The organism is Microbacterium sp. K24, assembly GCF_004794465.1.
Taxonomy (GTDB): Bacteria; Actinomycetota; Actinomycetes; order Actinomycetales; family Microbacteriaceae; genus Microbacterium.
The window spans coordinates 1-281 of record NZ_SSDJ01000001.1 but is presented as its reverse complement, the minus strand read 5'-3'; the positions used below and the strand labels follow the sequence as shown (position 1 = coordinate 281).

1 protein-coding gene is annotated in these 281 nt (G+C 67.6%); it reads left to right on the top strand.

Features of this window, described 5'->3' with window-relative positions; genetic code table 11:
- Positions 1-281: hypothetical protein (locus tag DW306_RS21440; protein ID WP_205814054.1), on the top strand; the 281-nt coding region annotated here is incomplete at both ends.

The window sequence follows — 281 nt, the reverse complement described above, 5'->3', positions numbered from 1 at the left end:
GTCCTCGAGGTTCGTGCCCGTCGTGAGGTCACGGACTCGCACCGTGTAGAGCTCATCGACACCGGCTACCACCCCCTGTACCTGCTCGTCTACGGTGTCTCGACCACGGTCGGCTCCGCACTCGGCGGACGGTTCGCCGAGCAGCGCGCCGAACAGCGACGGCGCGTCGAAGCGGGGAAGGCAGAGCCAGTCGATGCTCCCCTCACGCGACTCAGCAACCATACGGGGTCACTTCCTGAGATCCGCGACCTGGGACGAGGCGACCGGCCGGGTCGTCGTCT